Origin of the sequence: Nonomuraea sp. NPDC049028 (genome assembly GCF_043197735.1) — a bacterium.
Taxonomy (GTDB): domain Bacteria; phylum Actinomycetota; class Actinomycetes; order Streptosporangiales; family Streptosporangiaceae; genus Nonomuraea.
Genome location: NZ_JBICTR010000001.1, coordinates 473,219 through 494,075, shown reverse-complemented (window position 1 = coordinate 494,075; position 20,857 = coordinate 473,219). Strand labels below are relative to the sequence as shown.

The 20,857-nt window shown below is 71.0% G+C and carries 18 protein-coding genes; 12 read left to right on the top strand and 6 right to left on the bottom strand.

Going from position 1 to position 20,857, the window contains the following annotated elements:
• Positions 1-110: 110 nt before the first annotated feature.
• Positions 111-1,475 (bottom strand): FAD-binding oxidoreductase, encoded by a 1,365-nt coding sequence (locus ACGFJ2_RS02235; protein WP_393463721.1) that lies wholly within the window; start codon positions 1,473-1,475, stop codon positions 111-113.
• Between the two features lie 176 nt (positions 1,476-1,651).
• On the opposite strand from ACGFJ2_RS02235, the gene ACGFJ2_RS02230 reads away from it, so the two are divergent.
• From ACGFJ2_RS02230 to ACGFJ2_RS02215, 4 genes are read left to right on the top strand one after another with little or no spacing between them, the layout of a single operon-like run.
• Positions 1,652-2,929: a DegT/DnrJ/EryC1/StrS family aminotransferase gene (locus tag ACGFJ2_RS02230; RefSeq protein ID WP_393463718.1), complete on the top strand. Its 1,278-nt coding sequence runs from the start codon at positions 1,652-1,654 to the stop codon at positions 2,927-2,929.
• Entirely contained in the window at positions 2,926-3,843 is a 918-nt protein-coding gene (locus ACGFJ2_RS02225; RefSeq protein ID WP_393463715.1) for a sulfotransferase, read from the top strand. Before ACGFJ2_RS02230 ends, ACGFJ2_RS02225 begins: the two co-directional genes overlap by 4 nt.
• A 14-nt stretch (positions 3,844-3,857) precedes the next feature.
• Positions 3,858-5,420 carry an AMP-binding protein gene (locus ACGFJ2_RS02220; RefSeq protein WP_393463712.1) on the top strand — a complete coding sequence of 521 codons (1,563 nt, stop codon included), beginning with the start codon at positions 3,858-3,860 and terminating at the stop codon, positions 5,418-5,420.
• Positions 5,421-5,422: 2 nt separating this feature from the next.
• Positions 5,423-6,562 carry an acyl-CoA dehydrogenase family protein gene (locus ACGFJ2_RS02215; protein WP_393463709.1) on the top strand — a complete coding sequence of 380 codons (1,140 nt, stop codon included), beginning with the start codon at positions 5,423-5,425 and terminating at the stop codon, positions 6,560-6,562.
• Between the two features lie 22 nt (positions 6,563-6,584).
• Here ACGFJ2_RS02215 and ACGFJ2_RS02210 read toward each other — a convergent pair whose 3' ends face one another.
• Positions 6,585-7,247: an adenylate kinase family protein gene (locus ACGFJ2_RS02210; RefSeq protein ID WP_393463706.1), complete on the bottom strand. Its 663-nt coding sequence runs from the start codon at positions 7,245-7,247 to the stop codon at positions 6,585-6,587.
• Between the two features lie 3 nt (positions 7,248-7,250).
• A complete protein-coding gene (locus ACGFJ2_RS02205; RefSeq protein ID WP_393463703.1) occupies positions 7,251-8,495 on the bottom strand; it encodes an ROK family protein in 1,245 nt (414 codons plus the stop codon).
• Between the two features lie 130 nt (positions 8,496-8,625).
• Here ACGFJ2_RS02205 and ACGFJ2_RS02200 point away from each other — a divergent pair, with 130 nt between their 5' ends.
• Genes ACGFJ2_RS02200 through ACGFJ2_RS02180 form a run of 5 tightly spaced genes read left to right on the top strand, consistent with a single transcriptional unit; the run spans position 8,626 to position 12,958 of the window.
• Positions 8,626-9,669 (top strand): substrate-binding domain-containing protein, encoded by a 1,044-nt coding sequence (locus tag ACGFJ2_RS02200; protein WP_393463700.1) that lies wholly within the window; start codon positions 8,626-8,628, stop codon positions 9,667-9,669.
• Positions 9,670-9,676: 7 nt separating this feature from the next.
• Positions 9,677-10,651 carry an ABC transporter permease gene (locus ACGFJ2_RS02195; RefSeq protein WP_357960355.1) on the top strand — a complete coding sequence of 325 codons (975 nt, stop codon included), beginning with the start codon at positions 9,677-9,679 and terminating at the stop codon, positions 10,649-10,651.
• Entirely contained in the window at positions 10,648-11,394 is a 747-nt protein-coding gene (locus ACGFJ2_RS02190; protein WP_357960358.1) for an ATP-binding cassette domain-containing protein, read from the top strand. Before ACGFJ2_RS02195 ends, ACGFJ2_RS02190 begins: the two co-directional genes overlap by 4 nt.
• A gap of 35 nt (positions 11,395-11,429) precedes the next feature.
• Positions 11,430-12,305 carry a sugar phosphate isomerase/epimerase gene (locus tag ACGFJ2_RS02185; protein WP_357960360.1) on the top strand — a complete coding sequence of 292 codons (876 nt, stop codon included), beginning with the start codon at positions 11,430-11,432 and terminating at the stop codon, positions 12,303-12,305.
• Positions 12,302-12,958 (top strand): nucleoside/nucleotide kinase family protein, encoded by a 657-nt coding sequence (locus ACGFJ2_RS02180; protein WP_393463695.1) that lies wholly within the window; start codon positions 12,302-12,304, stop codon positions 12,956-12,958. Before ACGFJ2_RS02185 ends, ACGFJ2_RS02180 begins: the two co-directional genes overlap by 4 nt.
• 6 nt (positions 12,959-12,964) lie before the next feature.
• Here ACGFJ2_RS02180 and ACGFJ2_RS02175 read toward each other — a convergent pair whose 3' ends face one another.
• The 3 genes from ACGFJ2_RS02175 to ACGFJ2_RS02165 all read right to left on the bottom strand — a co-directional run bounded on the left by ACGFJ2_RS02175 (position 12,965) and on the right by ACGFJ2_RS02165 (position 18,286).
• A complete protein-coding gene (locus ACGFJ2_RS02175) occupies positions 12,965-13,441 on the bottom strand; it encodes a hypothetical protein (protein ID WP_393463692.1) in 477 nt (158 codons plus the stop codon).
• Entirely contained in the window at positions 13,438-17,187 is a 3,750-nt protein-coding gene (locus ACGFJ2_RS02170) for an amidoligase family protein (RefSeq protein WP_393463689.1), read from the bottom strand. The genes ACGFJ2_RS02175 and ACGFJ2_RS02170 overlap by 4 nt, the downstream gene beginning before the upstream one ends.
• A 103-nt stretch (positions 17,188-17,290) precedes the next feature.
• Complete coding sequence (locus tag ACGFJ2_RS02165) at positions 17,291-18,286, bottom strand: aminoglycoside phosphotransferase family protein (RefSeq protein WP_357960372.1); 996 nt, start codon at positions 18,284-18,286, stop codon at positions 17,291-17,293.
• Between the two features lie 39 nt (positions 18,287-18,325).
• On the opposite strand from ACGFJ2_RS02165, the gene ACGFJ2_RS02160 reads away from it, so the two are divergent.
• Genes ACGFJ2_RS02160 through ACGFJ2_RS02150 form a run of 3 tightly spaced genes read left to right on the top strand, consistent with a single transcriptional unit; the run spans position 18,326 to position 20,854 of the window.
• Positions 18,326-18,850 (top strand): PadR family transcriptional regulator, encoded by a 525-nt coding sequence (locus ACGFJ2_RS02160; RefSeq protein WP_393463686.1) that lies wholly within the window; start codon positions 18,326-18,328, stop codon positions 18,848-18,850.
• The gene (locus ACGFJ2_RS02155) at positions 18,843-19,508 is read left to right on the top strand and encodes an ABC transporter ATP-binding protein (protein WP_358175647.1); all 666 of its coding nucleotides are present in this window, start codon (positions 18,843-18,845) and stop codon (positions 19,506-19,508) included. The genes ACGFJ2_RS02160 and ACGFJ2_RS02155 overlap by 8 nt, the downstream gene beginning before the upstream one ends.
• Complete coding sequence (locus ACGFJ2_RS02150) at positions 19,505-20,854, top strand: FtsX-like permease family protein (RefSeq protein ID WP_393463682.1); 1,350 nt, start codon at positions 19,505-19,507, stop codon at positions 20,852-20,854. Before ACGFJ2_RS02155 ends, ACGFJ2_RS02150 begins: the two co-directional genes overlap by 4 nt.
• The last annotated feature ends 3 nt before the right edge of the window (positions 20,855-20,857 follow it).

Sequence of the window (20,857 nt, the reverse complement as noted above, 5' to 3'; positions counted from 1 at the left end):
TCCTTGCGGTGAAGGACTCGGGTCCCACCAGTGAAGGTCATGCCGCCCTGGACGGCGTCCACCTGGTGATGACCCCGGGGGCGACGCATCGTTGAGCCGGTGGACGCGGCTCAGCGGACGGGTGAGGGCGCGACGTTGTAGTTGGCGCGGAAGAAGTTGTCCGGGTCCAGCCGCCGTTTCACCGAGGTCAGCCGGTCGAAGGCCGTCTCGCCGAAGGTCTTCCTGGCCCGGTCGCCGGTGGACGCATAGTTGATGTAGCCGTCGCCCCAGCGGCTGTACGGCTCGGCGGCGGCCGAGACGGACCGCGCCCAGGCGATCCGCTCCTCGTCGGCGGCCGGGTCGGCCCAGATCGCCGTGCCCGTGACGTTGAAGGCGGCGCCGCGGAAGGGCACGGCCGTGGCCTCGGCGGGCACCCGCCGCACCGCGCCGTGCAGCGCCTCGACGAGGATTCCGTCTCTGAAGGGCCCCAGCCAGCGGCCGGCCAGGAACCGCTCGACCAGCGCGTCGGCCAGCGCGTCCGGCAGGGCCTCGGCGAAGCGGGCGCTCCAGTAGTGCCGGAGCCCGAACGCCAGGCGGCCGAGCGCGGCCTGCAGCGACAGGTACGACCTGGGCATGAGCTGCCAGTCGAGGATCTCCGGCCCGCGCAGCCGCTTCTCCAGCGCCGCCCGGTAGCCCTCGTCGTCGCCGCTGTAGGCCACGCAGATCACCGCCGCCGGGACGTGCGTGGGCCCGTACCTCTTCAGGAACAGCGTGCAGTTGAGCTCGTCGGGCGCGTCGAGCATGAGCTCGCGGAACAGGCGCACCGCCCGGCCGAGCTCGGCGCGCGGATAGGCCACGCAGCCCCCGTACAGCAGGCCCACCGGGTGCGTACGGAAGCGGAACTCCGTCACCACGCCGAAGTTGTGGCCAGCGCCGCGCAGCGCCCAGTCGAGCTCGGGATCGCGCTCCGCGTCCACCTCGACCACCTCCCCCGCGGCCGTGACGAGCCGATAGGAGAGCACGTTGTCGCAGGTCAGGCCGTATCTTCCCATCAGGTGTCCGAGGCCGCCGCCCAGGGTCAGGCCGCCGACGCCGGTGGTGTCGAAGGTGCCGCCCGTGGTGGCCAGCCCGTACGCGGTGGTCGCCAGGTCCATCTGGCTCCAGGTGGCGCCGCCGCCGACCGTGGCGGTGCGCCGGCCCGGATCGACCGTCACCGAGCTCATCAGCCGCAGGTCGATGACCAGCCCGTCCTCGACGGAGGCGTACCCGGCGACGTTGTGCCCGCCGCCGCGCACCGCCGTGACCAGCCCGGCCTCGCGGGCGGTACGGATCACCGCCCGCAGCTCCGCGACGTCACGCGGCAGGCAGATCAGCCGCGGCCGCAGATCGTGCATGCCATTGAAGAGCAGCCGCACCTCGTCATAAGCGGGGTGGCCGGGTCCGACCACCCGATCGGGACAGGCGGCGTTCAGGGCGTTCAGCGTGGAGACCGTCACTGGCTCGTTCCTTTCTCGGGCCGAGGTTCTTCGACGGCTTATCACGCATTTGTGACACACGCGAGGGGGTTGTCTTTCCGGGGACTTGCCGCGATAGTCGGCTCTTAGGTCCAGCGCGTAATTCACTACCCGACCAAATAGCTCACGTTATTTGTACCAACAGATTCGAGGGACCGGTGAATCCACCCCTGACCACCTGGCCCACTTATGACAAGGGAGATGTCTTCCTCAGCCCGGAGGACATCGCCGCGGCGATCGAGGCGCTGCGCGCCCGGTTGTTCTTCCGTTACGATTTCCGACCGCACGAGGAGACATTTACCGGGCTCTTCGAACGACGGCTGTGCGAGGTGTTCGGCGCCGGGCACGCGCTGGCCTGCGCCAGCGGCACCACCGCGATCACCCTGAGCCTGCTCGCGCTCCAGCTGCCCGCCGGCTCGCCGATCGCCTGCCCCGCGTTCACCTTCGCGGCCACGCCGAGCGCGATCCTGCTCGCCGGGCACCGGCCGGTGCTCGTGGAGTGCGACGAGAACCTGCACCTGGACGTGCGCGACCTGCGCCGGGTGTTCGACGAGGGCGCCAAGGCGGTCGTGGTGGTGCACATGCGCGGATTCGCCAGCGACATGCCGGAAATATGCCGACTGGCGGAGGAGTACGGCGCGTTGGTGGTCGAGGACGCGGTGCCCGCCCTCGGCGCGCGGCTCGACGGCCGCTACCTGGGTACGTTCGGCCACTTCGGCGCCTTCAGCACCCAGTCCGACAAGTCGCTCAACACCGGCGAAGGCGGGTTCCTGCTCACGGACGACCCCGAGGCGTACGCCCGCGCGGTGGTCTACAGCGGCGCCTACGAAGGCCGGATGGCCCGCCACTTCCCCGGCAAGGTCCCCGACGTCGACGACCGCGCGTACCCCATCTTCAGCTTCCGCATGGACGAGATCAGGGCGGCGCTGGCCGGAGCCCTGCTCCAGCGGCTGCCCGACCGGCTGGCCGCCCATCGCCGCAACTACGACTACGTGGCCGAGCGGCTGGCGGACCTGGACGGGATCGCGCTGCGGCAGCCGGTGGCGCCGGGCGCTTACCTCGGCGAGGCGCTGGTCTTCCGGCTGCCGGGGGCCACGCCGCGGGAGTGCGTCGCGTTCGCCGAGGCCGTCGCGGCCGAGGGGGTCGACGCCCGCGCGCTCGGCGACCGCGACGACGTCAACGTACGCGCCTTCTGGAACTGGCGCTTCCTGCTCGGCGACAACCCGGAGGCCGCGCGGAGCCTCTTTCCGACGTCGGCGCGCTATGTCAGCGAGGCGATCGACATCCCGCTCTCGGCGAACCTGGACCTGGCCGACTGCGACCGTCTGGTGACCGCCGTCAGAAAAGCCGCCGCCGGAAGAGCACCCGCCACAAAGCCCGCCGCCACAAAGCCAAGCAGTGAGAGCGCCGTCGCCGGACGGACCGCGAGCCGATGACGCCCACAGCGCCGCGAGTGCTCTACGTCACGGGCTGGTGCAGATCGGGCAGTACGCTGCTCGGCAACCTGCTCAACGAGCTGCCGGGCGTCGCGCACGTGGGCGAGCTCAACTACCTGTGGTCCAACGGCGTGCTCGGCACCGGCACCAACAGCACCTGCGGCTGCGGTAAGGACCTACAGGACTGCGACGTGTGGCGGCGGGTGCTGCGTGAGCTGGACGGTCACACCCTCGCGACGGAGATGATCGGCCTGCACAACGCCCGCCTGCGCACCCGCTTCACCCAGGAGCGGCTGCGCGAGGCACGGGGCATGGCCCGGCCGCCGCGCGACGTGCGGCGCATCAGCGAGGTCAAGCGGCGCCTCTATACCGCGATCGGCGCGGCGCTGGGCGCCGAGGTGATCGTCGACACCTCCAAGTTCCCCGCCGAGGCGGCCCACCTCATGGGCCTGCCCGACCTGCGGCCCCAGGTGCTGCACATGGTGCGCGACCCCAGGGCGACCGCCTACTCGTGGCACCGCGCCAAGGGCTACATCCCGGCCATGAGCCCCCTGCGCAGCAGCGCGTACTGGACCTGCTTCAACGCCGCGTCGGAGTGGATCGCGCGCGCCTACCCCGGCAGGTGCCTCAGGCTCAGGTACGAGGACTTCGCTGCGCGGCCCGCCGAGACGATCGGCCAGGTCATGGCGTGGGCGGGTCTACCCTCCCCCGGCCCGGTGATCGACGGGAACACCGCCCGGCTCGGCGTCAACCACACCGTCACCGGCAATCCCGACCGGTTGCGCACCGGGCCCGTGGCCATCAGGCCCGACGACGCCTGGCGCACCGCCCTGCCGGCTTCGAGTGTCGCGCTCAGCACCTTCGCCGCACTGCCGCTCATGGGCAGGTACGGCTACCACCTGAACAGCCGATAGGAGCAGGAGCACCCATGGAGTGGCGAAGCGACGCCGAGCACTGCTACCGGGAAGGCTGGTGGCGGGACGGCACGCCCCTGGACGACCTCCGGCGGGCCGTGGAGCGCTCACCGGGCCGCGTCGCGATCACGGCGCACCAGGCGGGCGCCTCCGACCTGGTCAAGCTGACGTACGCGGATTTATCGCGACTCGTGGAGCGGTTCGCCGGGGCCCTGACCGAGCTGGGCGTCGGCCCGGGTGACGTGGTCGCGCTCCAGCTGCCGAACTGGTGGCAGTTCCCGCCGCTCGCGCTGGCCTGCATGCGGGTCGGCGCGGCGGTCAACCCCATCATCCCGATCCTCCGCAAACGCGAGGTCGGCTTCATGCTGGAACGTACGGAAGCGAAGGTCTGCGTCGCGCCCGCGTCGTTCCGCGGCTTCGACCACGCCGGGATGCTCGCCGAGATCGCCAAGGAGGTGCCGACGCTGCGGCACGCGGTGACCATCGGCGGCGGCCCGCTCGACTTCGACGACGTCTTCATGTCCGGCGGCGACGTCCGGCTCGGCCGGCCGGAGGCGGGCCCCGACGACCTGGCCCAGGTGATGTTCACCTCGGGCACGACGGGCGAGCCCAAGGGCGTCATGCACACCCACAACACGCTGTACGCCGGCATCCGCACCGAGGCGGAGGCTCTCGGGCTGGATGAGGATCTGGTCGTCCACATGGGCTCGCCGCTCACCCACCAGGCCGGGTACCTCTACTGCTTCCTGATGCCGCTCCAGCTCGGCGGCCGGGCGGTGTTCCAGGACGTGTGGGACCCGGACGTCATGCTCGGCCTGGTCGAGTCGGAGGGCGTCAACTTCGGCATGGGCGCCACCACGTTCGTGGTCGACGCCATCGCCGCGCAGCGGGCCCGGCCCCGGGACCTGCGGACCCTCGACTCCTTCGCGTGCGGCGGGTCGCCGATCCCGCCGAAGGTCGTTGAGGAGGCGGGCGAGGTGCTGGGCGTGCGCATGTACGCGCTGTGGGGCATGACGGAGAACGCCACGGTCACGATCACCCGCCCCGAGGACCCGCCGGATCTCGCCGCGCGCTCCGACGGCCGCCCCGCCCCCTGGATGCAGGTCCGGATCGCCGGCGACCGCCTTCAGGTACGCGGCGCGAACCAGTGCGTGGGCTACTGGAAACGCCCCGATCTGTACGCCGAAGCTCTCACCGGCGACGGCTGGTTCGACACGGGCGACCTGGCCAGGGATGACGGCGAGGGCGGCATCCGGATCACCGGCCGGGCCAAGGACCTGATCGTCAGGGGTGGGGAGAAGATCCCCGTGGTCGAGGTGGAGGCCGCACTCTGGCGGCACCCGCGGATCAAGGAGGCCGCGCTGGTGGCCTACCCCGATGAACGTCTCGGCGAGCGGGCGTGCGCCTTCGTCGTCCCGGACGGGGAGCCGCCGTCACTCACCGACGTACAGCTGCATCTGGAAGGACTCGGCATGGCCCGGCAGTTCTGGCCGGAACGCCTGGCTGTCGTCGCCGAGCTGCCGAAGACGGCGTCGGGCAAGGTACAGAAGTTCGAGCTGCGCGAACGGATGGGCTGAGCATGGACTTCGCGTTCGACGACGAGCAGGAGCGGCTGCGCGCCCGGGTGCGCGACTTCGCGGCCGAGCGCCTCGCCCCGCACTACCAGTCCGACGATCGGGCCGCGGCCATGCGCCCCGAGCTGCCCGGCGAGCTGGCCCGCATGGGGCTGCTCGGCCTGCGCGTCCGTAAGGAGTACGGCGGCGCGGGCGCCGACGCCGTGACCACCGGCCTGGTGCTCGAAGAGCTCGCCCGCGCCGACGTGAACAGCTGCTACCTGGTGCTCAACGCCGCGCTCGTGGCCGACATCCTGCAGGCCAACGCCTCACCGGAGCAACGGGGAGACTGGCTGCCCGCCCTGGCCTCGGGTGAGCTGATCCCGGCCATCTGCCTGACGGAGCCCGAGCACGGCTCGGACGCCGCCGCCATCGAGTTCCGCGCCACTCTCCAGGACGGAGCCTGGCTGCTGCACGGCGAGAAGACCTCGATCATGCTCGGCATGACCGCCACGCACGGCCTGGTCTTCGCCAGGACGGGCGGTCCTGGCGCCCGCGGCGTCACCGCCTTCCTCACCGACCTGGCCGCGGCGAAGCGGGAGGAGTTCACCGACCTCGGCAACCGCGCAGTGGGCCGCGCCCACCTGACCTTCGACGGCCTGACCACCGGGCCCGAGACGATCGTGGGCGGCGAGGGCCTCGGCTTCGTCCAGGTCATGCGGGGCTTCGACTACTCGCGGGCGCTGATCGCGTTGATGGCGACGGGCACCGCGCAGGCGGCGATCGACGACGCGCTGGAGCGGGCGCGCACCCGCACCGCCTTCGGCCGCCCGCTCGGCGCCTTCCAGGGGCTCAGCTTCCCCCTGGTGGAGTACGCCACGCAGCTGCGGGCGGGCAGGGCGCTCTGCTACGAGGCGCTGTGGCGCAAGGACCAGGGACTCCCGCACACGACCGAGGCGAACATGGTCAAGTGGTGGGTGCCGAGGATGGCCGCGGACGCCGTCCAGCAGGCGCTGCTCACGTTCGGGCAGGCCGGCTACTCGGAGGAGCTGCGGCAGGCCCAGCGGCTGCGCGACGTGATCGCGCTGCAGATCGCCGACGGCACCGCCCAGATCACCAAGCTGGTGGTCGCCCGGCAGCTACTCGGCCGCGACGCCGCGCCCTGAGTCCACCGTTACGATGCCGCCTTTACGAGGCCGCCTTCTCCGGGGCGTACGGCGGCAGGTTGAGGCGGTCGCGGATGTTGCGCTGGACAGTGGCCTTGTCGTCGCGGGCGTCGACCGACACGACGTACTCCTTGCCGCGGAACAGCTCCACGACGGGGTCGATCTTGTCGTGGTATTCGCGCAGCCGCGTGGCGAGCGCGTCCGGGGCGTCGTCCTCGCGGGTGACGAGCTCGCCGCCGCACACGTCGCACCTGCCCTCGGTCGCGGGCCGGTGGGCGATCAGGTTGTAGTCCATGCCGCAGCGCGAGCACAGCCGCCTGGCCAGCACCCGGCGCCGCACCTCCGCGTCGGGCAGGTCGAGGTGGATCACGCCGTCGATGTCGTAGCTCTCCAGGAAGAACTCCGCCTGCCGCCGGCTGCGCGGGAAGCCGTCGATGATGAAGCCGTAGTTCCAGTCGTGCTGCTGGAGGCGCTCCCTGACGACGTCCTCGACCAGGTCGTCGCCCACGAGCTCACCGGCCGCGACCAGGCGGCGGACCTGGGCGCCGAGCTTGGTGTGGACCTTGACATGCCAGCGGAAGATGTCGCCGACGCTGATGTGCACGAGGTCGAGGTCGGTGGCCAGCAGGGTGCTCTGGGTGCCCTTGCCGCTGCCCTGCACGCCGAGGATCACGTATTTCCGCATGTCTCATTCTCCCCCGGAGACGGGCAGCATGATCTCAGCGCCCGCCGCACCGCGATCGACGAGCTCCTGAACCCGCTGGGGAGCGTAGATCCCGTCCACGAGGAGCTGCGCGAGCCCGAGTATGCCCGCGTTGGGGTCGAGGTCGCTGCGGACGATCTGGAGATTGCGGGTGGCCAGCGGCAGTGACCGCCGGTAGACGATCTCGCGGATGCCGGCGAAGAGCTGCTCGTCGGTGTGCGCGAGCTGGCCGCCGATCGCGATGATGCGCGGGTTGAACAGGTTGACGGTGTCGGCGATGGCGCCGCCGAGGATGCGGGCGGCGCGCCGCGCCAGGCGTACCGCGGCCAGGTCTCCTGAGCGGATCAGGCGTACGGCGTCGTCGACGGTGGTGATGTCGTGGCCCGCCGCCTGGAGATCGCGCACGAGCGCCCAGCCCCCGGTGTAGGCCTCCACGCAGCCGAGGTTGCCGCACCGGCAGAGCGGCGGTTCGGCCACGTCGTCGACCACGACCTGGATGTGGCCGATGTCGCCGGCCGCGCCGTCGGCGCCCCGGTGCACCTGGCCGCCCGCGATGAGGCCGGTGCCGACACCGGTGCCGATCTTGACCATGAGCAGGTGCGGGACGTCGGGGTAGCGCAGGCGCTGCTCGCCGAAGGCCATCGCGTTGACGTCCTTGTCGACCAGCACCGGGCAGTTGTAGCGGGCGGTGAACCAGCCCGGGATGTCGAAGCGGTCCCAGCCGGTCATGATCGGCGGGCTGACCACCCGCCCGCTCGCGAAGTCGACGGGACCGGGCACGTCGATGCCGATGCCGAGCACGTCGCCCGGCTGGTGGCCGCGCTCGTCCAGTAGCTCGGCGAACAGCTCGGACACGATCGTGAGGATCGCCTCCGGACCGCTGGTCACCTCGGCGCGGACGTCTCGCTCGGCCCGCACCACCCCGCCCAGGTCGCACACGGCGGTGCGCAGGCCGGTGGCGCCCACGTCGGCCACCAGCAGCACGCCCCGGTCGCGGTTGACGACGAACTGACCGGCGGGCCGGCCGCCCGTGCGCGCCTCCGTGGGCGCGGGGATGAGCAGCCCGGCGGTGAGGAGACCGTCGAGGCGCTGGTTGACCGTGGTGCGCGACAGGCCGGTATGCCGCATGACGTCGGCCTTGGTGAGCCCGTCGGGGATGTCGCGGAACAGGCTGAGGATCTCGCCCGAGCTGACTCCCATCCGCAGCGCGGACACACCGGTTATGGCCATTAACCCACTCTATCGGCGACCAGGAGCGCTCGTAAGTCAAGAATGTTTCGACTTAAAAAGTCGAAACATGGGTTGTCAGAGTTCAGAAGTAGTCATACGGTCGTCCCATTGACGCCGAAAGGGGCATCCGATGCACATGACCTCGCATGGAAGGCGAGCGACGACGGTCACCGCCGTACTGGCGGCCGGGACACTGGCTCTGGGAGCCTGCGGCTCCAGCGTGTCCGCCGGTCCGTCCGGCAAGAGCGCCGCCGCCGAAGCCCCGAGCGTCGCCGCGGTGATCAAAGGTCTGGACAACCCCTTCTTCCAGACGATGAAGCAAGGCATGGACGACCAGGCCAAGGCGGGCGGCCTGTCTCTCACGGTCCAGGCGGCCACCTCCATCACCGACACGACCGGGCAGGCGGACAAGCTCAACGGCCTGGCCGGGCAGCCCTTCTCCTGCTTCGTGGTCAACCCGATCACCGGCACCAACCTCATCCAGGGCCTGGCCAAGATCGGCGCGCAGAACAAGCCCATCGTCAACATCGACAGCCCGGTCGACGCCGGTGCGGCCGGCAGCGCCAACGTCAAGCTGGCCACCTACATCGGCACGGACAACGTCGAGGCCGGCAAGATGGCAGGGAAGCGGATGAGCGAGCTCGTGCCCGCAGGTGACGTAGCGGTCATCGGCGGCATCGCGGGCGACGTCACCAGCGGCGCCCGGGTCGAGGGGTTCCAGCAGGGCATCGGGCCCAATCTCAAGGTCGTCCAGACCGTCGCCGCCAACTGGGAGCGCCAGACCGCGCTCACCGCCGCGACCGACGTCATGCGCGCGAAGCCGGATCTGCGGGGCTTCTTCGTCGCCAACGACGACATGGGGCTCGGCGTGGCGCGGGCCATCGCCAACGCCGGCAAGGCGGGACAGGTCAAGGTCATCAGCGTCGACGGCATCAAGGACGCCCTCGAAGCGGTCAAGGCCGGCACGCTGGACGGCACCGTCGCCCAGTACCCGTACGCGATGGGCCTGATGGGCGTCGAGGCGTGCCAGGCCGCCACGAAGGGCAAGACGCTGCCGGCCAAGGTGAAGTCCCCGGTCGAGCTGGTCACCAAGGACAACGCGGACAAGGCGCTGGCGGCCACCCCCAAGCCGTTCGGCACCTACACCGACCCGTTCAAGAGCCTCATCCAGTAGGACAGAGATGGCAAACACCGCAATCGCCGCGCCCAACCACGAAGCCTGGACCGCGCGCCTGAAGGACGTCGGCTTCTGGGCCGAGTGGGCGGCCCTCGTCGGGCTGATCGCCCTGGTGATCGTCTTCCAGGCGCTGAACCCCACCTTCCTCAGCGCCGGCAACATCGCCTCGATGCTGGTCGCCGCGGCCATTTTGATCATCCTGAGCGTGGGCCAGACGTTCGTCATCGCCACGGCGGGCATCGACCTGTCGATCGCCTCCGCGATGACCTTGGGCGCGGTCGCCTTCGGCCAGGCCTACGCGATGGGCTGGGGGCTGACGCTGTCGTGCCTGGCGGCCATCGTCGCCTCGGGCCTGGTCGGCGTGGTCAACGGGGTGATCATCGCCCGAGGCAAGATCACCGACTTCATCGTGACGCTCGGTACCCTTTCCGCGGCCTCCGGGCTGGCGCTGATCCTGTCCGAGGGCAAGCCTGTGACGATCATCGACGCGGCGCTGCTCCGCCTGTCGACCGGCGGGATCGGGATCTTCGGCTGGTCGTTCATCATCGCGGCGGTCGTCGCGGTGGTGGGGCACGTTTTGCTGTTCCACACCAGGTTCGGCACGCACGTGCTGGCCACGGGCGGGGCGGCGGAGTCCGCGACGGCCATGGGGATCAGCACCCAGCGCGTCAAGATCGCCGTCTACACGATCTCCGGCGTGCTCGCCGGGCTCGGCGCCATCCTGCTGGTGGCCCGGATCGGCGCGGCCGAGCCCGCCGCCAACACCTCCTTCCTGCTCAACTCCGTGGCCGCGGTCGTGCTCGGCGGGGTGAGCCTGTTCGGCGGGCGGGGCAGCATCATCGGCCCGGTCATCGGCGCGCTCCTGCTCGTCGCGCTGGTCAACGGGCTGACGCTGCTCGGCGTCTCGCAGTTCTACCAGCCTCTCGCCGTCGGCATCGTCGTGGTGCTGGCCGCGCTCCTGACAAGGTTCCAGCGATGACGAACACCCTGCTCGACTGCCAGAACGTGTCCCTGTCGTTCGGCAACGTCCGCGCCCTCGCCGACGTCTCGCTCTCCCTGCGCCAAGGGGAGATCACGGCGCTGGTCGGCGACAACGGCGCGGGCAAGTCCACGCTGGTGCGCTGCATCTCCGGGATCCACCGGCCCGACAGCGGCCACATCCTCTTCGAGGGGGAGAAGGCCGACTTCCACTCCCCCGACGAAGCCCGTACGGCGGGCATCGAGACCGTCCACCAGAACCTGGCGCTCGTCGAGGACCTCACCGTGTGGCAGAACCTCTTCCTCAACCGCGAGCTCGTCCGCGGGTTCGGTCCCATCGCGTTCCTGGACCGGCGGGCCATGCAGGCCCGCGCGCGGGAGATGGTCTCCACGCTCGCGGTCAACGTCCCCGCGGTGAAGTCCCGCGTCCGTCGGCTGTCCGGCGGGCAGCGCCAGGCCGTCGCCATCTGCCGCGCGGCGGGCTTCAGCTCCCGGCTGGTCATCATGGACGAGCCGACGGCCGCGCTCGGCGTCCAGGAGACGGCCCGGGTCGAGGAGCTCATCCTGCGGCTGCGCGACGAGGGGCACACGGTGCTGCTCATCAGCCACAACTTCGCGCAGGTCATGCGGCTGAGCGACCAGGTCTGGGTGATGCGCGCCGGCCGCTGCGTCGGCGGACGCCGTACGTCCGAGATCACCGGCGAGGAGATCGTCTCCCTCGTCACCGGCGCCACCGGCCAGTGAACCCCGTACCGAACCACCAAGTAGAAAGCACCACAATGACCACCACGACCAACCCCATCGGCGTGCACGCCCTCGTCTGGGTCGGTGACACCACGCCCGCGTCGGTGGAGCACGCGATCCGCAAGACGAAGGAGGCCGGGTTCGACCTGCTCGAACTGTCCCTGCACGACTCCGCCAACCTCGACGTCGCGGCCGCCCGCGACGCCCTGCGCTCGGCGAGCCTCGGCGTGGCCTGCTCGCGCGGCCTCGCCTTCGACGCCGACGTCTCCAGTGACGACGCCGACGTGGTCGCGCGTGGCGAGAAGCTGCTGCACGACTCGCTCGTCGTCACCCACGAGCTCGGCGGTACGCACTTCACCGGCGCCCTGTACAGCGCCCTGGGCAAGTACGACCGCCCGCTCACCGACGCCGGCCGCCGCAACGTGGTGACGGTGCTGCGCGGCCTGGCGCAGGAGGCGCGGGGGCGCGGCATGACGCTCGGCCTGGAGATCTGCAACCGCTACGAGACCAACGTCATCAACACCGCGCGCGACGCGCTGCGGCTCGCCGACGACATCGGGGAGGACAACGTCCTCATTCACCTCGACACTTACCACATGAACATCGAAGAGGACGATCTCGTACGCCCGGTGCACGACGTCGGCGACCGGCTCGGCTACGTCCACATCGGCGAGAACCACCGGGGCTACCTCGGCTCCGGCCACCTGGACTTCACCTCGTTCTTCCACGCGCTGGCCGACATCGGCTACCAGGGACCGATCACCTTCGAGTCCTTCTCCTCGGCCGTGGTGATGCGCGGGCTGTCCAACGACCTGGCCATCTGGCGCAACCTGTGGTCCGACGGCGAGGACCTGGCCCGTCACGCCCACGGCTTCATCACCGGCCAGCTCCACGCGAGCCGGGCTCGATGATGACCCTCCACGATCTGGCGGCCCGAGCCCGCTCCCTCGTACGCGACGGCCACCGCGCGGTCCTGGGCATCACGGGCAGCCCCGGAGCCGGCAAGTCCACGCTCGCCGAGAACCTGGTCCAGCTGCTGCGACAGGACCGGCCCGCGCTCGACTGGGTGGCGCACGTGCCGATGGACGGCTTCCACCTCGCCGATGTGGAGCTGGAGCGGCTCGGCCGGCGCGACCGCAAGGGCGCCCCGGACACCTTCGACGCCGCCGGATACGCCGCGCTGCTGAGCCGCCTGCGCCAGGACGAGGACGACGTGATCTACGCCCCCGCGTTCGAACGCGACCTGGAACAGCCGATCGCGGGCAGCATCCCGGTCCCGCGCACCGCCCGCCTCATCGTCACCGAGGGCAACTACCTGCTGCTCCACGACGGCGACTGGGCCCGGGTCCGGCCCGAGCTCGACGAGGTCTGGTACTGCGATCTCGACGAGGACGAGCGCGTACGGCGGCTCGTGGCCCGCCACGAGCGGTTCGGCAAGGAGCATGACGCGGCCGTGGCCTGGGTGATGGGCACCGACCAGCGCAACGCGAACCTGGTCAACGGCACCCGCCCGCACGCCGACCTGGTGATCTCCGACCCGACCCTGCGCACGCTGAAGGCCTGACGCCCGTCATGTGCTCCGGCTGACCCGGACGACGCCCGCCTGGTGCAGGCTGCGCAGCAGGGAGAGGTCGTCGGCCGGGTCGAGCCAGACGATCTCGCCCTCCGGCCTGGGCCGCGGCCCCGCCGGCTGGTAGTGGGCGGTGACGAGCACCAGGGGCACCGGCGCGGTCCAGCGCTCCAGGACAGGCGGTTCGGCCCGGTCGGCCAGGATGACCGCCTGCTCCTCCGGCGTGCACGCGTCGAGGTCGCCCGCGATGGCCAGCCGTGCCTGCAGGCGTACCTCCACCTCGGTCGCGTGACGCACCCGCTGCTCCAGCTCGCCCGTGTAGCCCTCGATGAGGTCGGCGACCAGCTCGGCCGGGTCGTCGCTGTAGCTGCGCCACCATCCGTGCACCAGCTCGTAGGCGTACGGCGTGCCGTCCTGTTTGAGCGGCTGCGGCGGCGGTGCCTGCGCGGCCGAGGTGTTCCTGACGCGTGGGCTCACGGCGTCAATTGTCCCGCCATCGCGCGCATGACGTCGTCGGAGGGCTGCCAACGCGTGATCGCGAACAGCGCGGCGAGCTGCTGCCGGTCGACCTCCCGTGGAAACAGCGTCTCGACCAGGTCGCGGAAGGAGGCGGAGTCCTGTTCCGGCGTGCGTTCGCCCTGGTCCCAGTGGTGGCCGAGCCGCTCCATCGGCGGCGCACCGCCCGGATCGCGAGTGGCGGCCTCCGCCAGAGCCACCGAGAGCTTGATCCTGGCCTGGATGATCGAGGGATCCAGGTGCCCGTCCCACAGCCGGAACTCGACGTGATCGCTCCTGCCGCCGCGGACGTAGCCGAAGTTCACGGCCGCCGCCCGGTGGTTCAGCAGACGTACCTCCTCCAGATCGGCGCGCGACAGGTCGACGTCGGCGTTCGGCAGGCACTCGTCGTAGGCGCGGTGCAGGCCGTCCGGGTTGCGCGGGTCCTGCGCCAGCCGGTACAGGACGTCCTCGAAGGCGTGGTAGAGCTTCAGCAGGCGTACGTGACTGACCACCGAGGTGCGGAAGTCGACTCCGACGTGGATGTGGCCGCCGGTGGACGTGGTGATCTCGCCCCCATGGGACCGGATGACGTCGACGACCGTCGCCAGGTTCGCCCACGTCTCCGGGCTGTCGCGCAGGATCGGGGAGATCACCTCACCCGCCACGAGATGGTCGCTGAACTCCAGCTCCACCCGCCAGCCCTGGTCGTAGCCCTTGTCCGAACCGTGGTGGCCGTACACCGTCGAGTCGTCGGCCAGCCCCTTCTCGTGCAGCTCACGGGCGATCTCGTCCACCACGGCGCGCCAGGTTTCCGGTGGCCTGCCCGGCAGGGCGAACTCCAGCTCCACCCCGAACGCGCGCGGCACACCGATCGCGTCGGCGGTCATGTACGGCACGATCATGCCGGGGTCCTCGCCCTGTTCGAGGCGGTGGACGGCCTCATCGTAGGCCCTCTGGAAGGCGTCGAAGTCCCAGCCGAAGTGGTGCTCCAGCCGGACGCCCGGGCCGGCGTCGACGGCGATGAGCGGGGTGCGCCCTGTCGCGTGGTCGGCCACCTGGTAGAGGCGGTCCATCATGACCTCGTACTCGGCGTGCAGGCCGTGCCGTTCGAACTCGGGCCGCAGCGCCTGCAGGCGTTCGGTGATGAGGTCGACGTCCTGCCTGGTGAGCGGGTTGTCGACCCAGCCGAACAGGCCGTCGGGCCGCCGCCGGATGAAGTTCGAGGCGAACGGCTGGTCCCGGTGCATGGTGATCCGGTCGCCGTCGAACGAGCGCGCGTGGTCGATGGCGAAGAACCGGCCGTCGTCGGTCAGCATCAGGTTGCGGGCGGCCCGGTCGGAGTTCGCCGTCAGCACGTCGAGCAGGCCGATGAGGATCGCGTCCCGCCTGCCCTTGAAGCCGGACAGAACGTGGGCCACCTCGTGGGCGCCCGAGGCGTCGATGAAATCGGCGAGCACGGCGCCCTTGGCATAGGGATCCAGCATGACGCGGGCCACGTTGGCCCCGATCGCCTGCCCCACCTGGGAGACCACCACCTCGATGCGCGCCGGGCGCTCCACCCTGCCGTGCATCTCCTTCCTGATGGCCTGCGGCACGTCGTCCAGCGTGATGATGTCGACTTTCCCATCGGATCCCCCTCGGATGGGGACGTGGGTCGCCTCCTCCGCGTCGATCGCCGCGCGCAGTGACTCGGGAGCCGCCGGTACGCCCGCCCTCGGCGGCTTCACCTCGGCGGCCACCGCCGGCCGTTCGACCCGGGCCTCCGGCACGGCGATGTGCCAGGCGCCGTCACCCCGGTGGGGGAGCATCGGGCGGCCGTCGGCCGTGTAGCCCTGGATGTTCGCGGTGTGCGCCTGCCGGTCGGCGCCGATGTAGACGTACCTGTCGCCCGCGATCACCTCGCGGCCGGTGGTGTTGGCCAGCTCCTGCAACAGGCCGTGGTTGGCGGCGGTCTCGCAGCCGAGCACCCGCAGGGCCGCGTCGGGCGCGGCGATCAGCCGGGGGTCGTGCACGAGCATGGTGCCGAGATCGCCGGCGGTCAGCCGGTGCTCGCCGATGAGGAAGTGGGTGCCGTCCGCGGCGACGCCGACGTCGATGATGCCGGAGGTGGGCCGCAGCAGCCGCGGGTCGGCGGTGGGCATCGACATGGACCCTCGGTCGCGGTACCACACGCCCGCCGCGACCTCCTCCCGGAAGCGGCTGATCATCTCCGCGTGCCGCGGTTCGAGGTGCGGCGCCGGGTGTACGGGTAACGGTTCGTTCCCGACCTCGACCAGGTAGAGCCTGGTCCCGGCCTGGCCGTCCGGCGCGATGTAGGCGCCCTCGTGCGCGCCGAGGACCCGCATCCTGGTGCCCGGCGCCTGGGCCACCTGGCCGTCGCCGAGGTCCCGGCCCGTTCTGGAGTAGGTGACGATCTCCGTGGGGGCGAGGTGATCGGCGGTGTACGACCGCGTGTTGAGCACCGTGTCGGGCAGCGTGAACTCGGCGCCCGGCCGCATGTCCCTGACCGGGAAGTCGACCCTCCGGTAGACGGTGCCCGCCACCTCGGTGTCCCGTCCGACGTGGTTCTGACCGTTCGGTTCGCCACCGTTCCGGCCGAAGTGGTGCACCAGCGCGTCGGCGACCGGCCGAGAGCCGGGGGCGTGCGCGGCTTCCGGGTGCGGCCGAGCCGTCTCCTGGGACGCTCGAAGCACGTGCGCATCTCCGCCCCGGTTGATCAGCTGGTCGATGCGGCGGCCGTCGGTGCCCTCGCGTACCTGGGCGAGGTCGGTGTGGGGCGCGTCCGCACCCCGCGCCACGTGCGGTCCGGGCCCCTCAGGTGCGGGCGCCGGCTCCTGCGGCCGGGGATCATCGTCCCCGATGCGGGCCGGCCGTTCGGCATCGGGCCGGGCCGCCCCGCCACCGTCGGCGCGGGGACCGTGCGGACTCCAGCTCGCCAGATGGCCGTCCGCGACACTGACCACACCCGAGGTGAACGCCTCGGCCACCACCTTCAAGCTGACCGGCTGACCGCTCAGCAACGCACCCGCCACCGTCGCACCCGCGGACGCCACCCCCGTGTGCCCCATCAACATCCACAACGACCGCGTGGGGAGCGCCCACGCCAGCCCCGTGAGCAACCCGCCGTTCAGCGCCCCCATCCCCGCCGACGTGCCGACCTGCTTCCAGTCGATGGCGTCGCGCCGCGACTGGGTCCCCTGCACGTACAGGTCCATAGTGCCCATCAGGAGCCCGAAGCAGGCCACGTTGACCGCCAGGCGCTGCCCGAACTGCCGGACCGTCCACCGCGCCACCTGCGCCCGTGCCTTGAACAGCCCCCGTACCGTCAGCCGGCCGGCGGGATGCAGCAGCGCCCATGTCAGCCACAACATCTGCACCACGAACAGCAGCACGGTCAGCTTGATCATCCGCTTGGTGTACTGCACCTGCACACCCAGGTCGTTCAGCCCGATGGCCATGGTGACCAGCTGTTCCACGAGATCGGCCTGCCGCCCCCCGACGACCTCTCCCACCCGTTTCACGAACGCCTTCAGCGCGCCGCCGTCCCACTCCCCCCGCACCCCGCCGGTCAGCCACTGTCCCGACCCGTCGGCCGTGGCCACGATCCGCCGCGCGGCCCGCACCAACGCGTCGGCCATCCGGAACAGCGCCCGCTCGTCGGCCTGCGGCCAATCCGAGCCCACCACCCAGCCGACCCACGGCCGCAGCCACCCGGGGATCTCCATCCCGTCAAGCCACATGGAACTCAGCCCTCGGGATCCTCTTCTTTCTCCGGCACACCAAGATCTCTCCTACTATGCCGAGATTTTCCGCACCTTGCAGGAAATGTCAGCTCTTTGACGCCGGATCTGTCAGCTCGCGCACGGTCTCGGTGAGGGCCTCCCACGCCTCCCGGGTGTCGGCGCTCAGCTCATGGGGAGAACGCAGATCCTCGACATAGATGGCCAGGTCCTCGATGGCCCAGCGCAGGCGGAAGAGCTCCATGACCTCCGGGTCGGGCCGCCGCCCGGTGAGCTCCGCGTAACGCGCCAGGTCATCCGGCCCGTCGGCGACCAGCCACAGGTCCCGCTCGGGCGGCGCCAGCCCCACCGTGTCCCAATCCACCAGCACCGGGCCGCCTTCGACCATCACCACGTTGCCGGGATGCGGCTCCCCATGGGTCACCACGAGGTCCGCGCCGCCCGCCTCATCGACCCGCCGATCGAACTCCGCCAGCCGCTCCCGCAACCGCCCGGCGGAGTCGGCCACCAGAGCACGGGCGGGCTCCGCGTACGGCCCACCCCGCCAGACCCCGCCCGACGCCTCGATGGCCTCCTCCAGCCGGCCCCGCATCGGAACGCGCAACGGCCGGACGGGAGTCGACGGCGGCGGCGACGTACGGTGCAACTCGGCGAGCATCTCCACGGTCTTCCGGCGCTCGCCGGCCGTCAGGCGGTCGCCGAACTCCCCGGGACGCCCGTTCACCAGCGGAAAGACACTCACCGCATGCCTGGGCCCGAGCAGCTGAAGCGTCTCACCCCCAGCGGCCGCCAAAGGCGCGACGACGAAGTCGAGGCCCTGCGCACGCAGGGCGACGGCGGTGTCCATGGCCCGGCGTAGCGCGCTCTCCCCGTCCCCGGCCTGGCCTTTCTGCGTCAGGTCCGCGACCGTGACGAACCACCGCGGCCCATCCGCGTCAGCCGCGATCCAGTGGTAGTCCCCGAACCCGACCGGCGCGTACTCCAGCGAGACGGCCCCGATCCCCCACTTCTCCAGGGCATCCCGCAACGCCCGCTCGTCAACTCCCGTCGGCCGGTCCTTCATGCCCGCCAGGTTATCGACCATGATCGCGCTTCACTATTCATTCAATGTATAGTGCTCGCCATGTCGACCGGACATGTGATACTCGGGCTGCTCGTGGAGCGCCCGAAGCATGGATACGAACTCAAACGCGAGCACGACCGGCGCCTGCCCGGCGCCAAACCGCTCGCCTACGGCCAGGTGTACGCGACGCTGCAGCGCCTGCAGCGCGACGGGTTCGCCGAGGTCGCGGAGACGGTGCAGGACGGCGGCCCGGAACGCACGGTGTACGCCATCACCGAGGAGGGGGTCTCCGAGCTGACCCGGTGGCTGGACGGGGTGGAGGCGCCCGCGCCGCACCTGTCCAGCGCGCTGCTGTCGCGCGTGGTGGTGGCGTCGGTGGCCAACGGCGCCGCCGACGGCTACCTGTCCCGGCAGCGGGCCGCGCACCTGGCGCGGATGCGCGAGCTCACCGCGGAGCGCTCGGCGGGCTCTCCCGCCCAGGCGCTGGCCGCCGACTACGCGCTCCAGCACCTCGACGCCGACCTGCGCTGGATCGAGACGGCCATGCTACGGCTGGCCGATCTGAAGGAGGACTCTCATGCTTGAAGCGCGCGCGTTGCGCAAGACGTTCGCCTCGACCGTCGCGTTAGACGGGGTCTCCCTGGAGATCGGCGCGGGCGAGATCGTGGCGATCACCGGGCCGAGCGGCTCGGGCAAGTCCACGCTGCTGCACTGCCTGGCCGGGATCATCCGTCCGGAGTCGGGCGAGGTCCTGTTCGACGGCAAGCGCATCGACACGCTCGGCGAGAACGACCGTACGAACCTGCGCAGGCAGAACTTCGGCGTCGTCTTCCAGTTCGGCCAGTTGGTGCCCGAGCTGACCGCGACGGAGAACGTGGCGCTGCCGCTGCTGTTCGACCGGCACGGCCGCCAGGAGTCGCTGAACACCGCCCGCTCCTGGCTGGAACGCCTGAACGCGGCCGACTGCGGCGACCAGCGGCCCGGCACCCTGTCCGGCGGCCAGATCCAGCGCGTCGCCATGGCCCGCGCGCTGGTCACCGGTCCGCGCGTGGTCTTCGCCGACGAGCCGACCGGCGCGCTCGACTCGCTGGCCGGCGAACAGCTGATGGACGAGCTCACCCGTACGGCCCGCGCCGACGGCATCACCCTGGTGATCGTCACGCACGACAACCGGGTGGCCGCCTACGCCGACCGGGAGCTCGTGCTGCGCGACGGCGAACTCGCGGCGGAGGTGGCCGCGTGATCGCCGTGATGCGCATGCTCGCCATGGGCGGGTCGCGACGCGAACGGATTCGGGGGCGCCTCATGACCACGGGGGCGGCGCTCGCGACCTTCCTGTTCTGCGTGGCGGTGAGCCTGCTCCAGGCGTGGGACGCCCGCGTCGACGCCGTCTTCAGCGACGAGGGGCGCGCCCTCACCTCGCTGGGGCTCGCCCTGCTGATTCTCCCGGCGATGGCCTTCCTCTACCAGGTGAGCCGGTTGGCCGGCGCCACCAGGGAGCGGCGGCTGGCCGCCCTCCGGCTGGCCGGAGCCACGCCGCGCCACGTGCGCCTGCTCGGGGCGTACGAGAGCGGGTGGCGGGCGGCGCTGGGCGGGCTGATCGGCATCGCGGTGTACCTGGTGATCGACCTGGCACTGTCATGGCCGCTGCCGCTGAACCGCCCCCTCCTGATGCCGGCGATCCTCGCCGTAGTGACCTTCAGCGGCACGTACTCAGGACTGAAGGCGGGACGGCACGTGGTGTCCTCTCCGCTGGGCGTGGTCCGGCGGGCGCAGCCGACCGGCCCGAGGGTGCTCGACCTGGTGCTCGTCGCGGCGGGACTAGGGGCGTTCGCCACCGTAGGGACGAACGAGGGCCGAGACTTCCTCGGCAAGTACGTCGAACTGATCGTGCCGTACGGCGGGCCGCTGATCATCGCCATCGGCATGGTGCTCCTGCTGTTCGGCCTGGTCCTCGCCACCGCCTGGCTGATCAGGGCGGCCGCACGGTGGATAGGGCGGCGCGCACGGACGGCCGAGACCCTGCTCGCGGCCCGGCTCGTGGAAGCCGACCCACGGGGCTGGGCCCGCGCACTGTCAGTGGTGGGACTGACCGTGTTCTTCGGCGCCGCCGAGGGCGCCAACCAGGGGATCATCTTCTCGCATGGCGCCGACGTCGTCCCTTCTTACTTCATGACGGCCTACCTGCTGATAGACATCGCCCTGCTGATCGCGCTGGCCACCTCGGCCGCCGCCCTCATCGTGCATCAGGCGGAGGCATTGCTGGATCATCGACGCTCGTTCGCGGCCCTGGCCGGCGCCGGCGTGCCCGTGCCCGCCTTGGGCCGGGTTCTCATCCGCCAGGCGCTCACCACGTCGATCCCGGTATGCCTGATCGCCGCCCTCACCGGGATGGGCGTCGTCCTTGTCCCCGTCTTCCTCGTCCCCGACCCCTACGTCTCCCAGGAACTACCGAAAGCGATCCTCTGGGGGACGACCCGCGCGCTCCTCACGGTGCTGATCGGCGTATTGACGGCTCTCCTGGTGGCCAGAGCCGCCCGTCCCCTCCTCCGCCGCACCCTGCACCCGGACGAACTCCGCACCGAATGACGG